General features: G+C 65.4%; 1 protein-coding gene. It reads right to left on the reverse strand.

The annotated features are described in order from the left end of the window. Window positions 1-419, reverse strand: a 419-nt coding sequence (locus ACWTU8_RS32895) for an ABC transporter permease subunit (RefSeq protein ID WP_455851385.1), incomplete at its 3' end; no start/stop codon positions are given. Window positions 420-425 lie beyond the last annotated feature (6 nt).

Raw genomic sequence — 425 nt, forward strand, 5'->3', positions numbered from 1 at the left:
TACGGCCATGCCTGCCTCAGATAGGGCCACATCCAGGAATCGCGTATCCATGGATATTGCGGGAACAGCGAGCCCAGCCCGTAATAGAGCAGCCACAGCTGCAGAAGCAGCGGCGTGCCGCGGATGATGGTGCAGAAGACTTTCGCAGGCGCCGCGACCCAGATCGAACCGGCGGCCTGCGCCAGCCCGACCGGCACGGCGATTAGGAAGCCGAGCGCGCAAGTGACGGCCAGGATCCACAGGGCCCGCCAGATGCCCATCAGGCCCATTTCCCAATATTGCGGCAGCCAGTTCCAGCGCATGAAAAAGGCGGCCGACAGCACCAGCGCCAGCGCGATCAGGATGAGGACGATGCGGTGCGGCTGCAGCCAGAGCGAGGCGCGCGCCGCCGTGTTGATGATGGCCGCTTCGCCCGCCATCAGCGT

Source organism: Mesorhizobium sp. BHbdii (assembly GCF_053848045.1).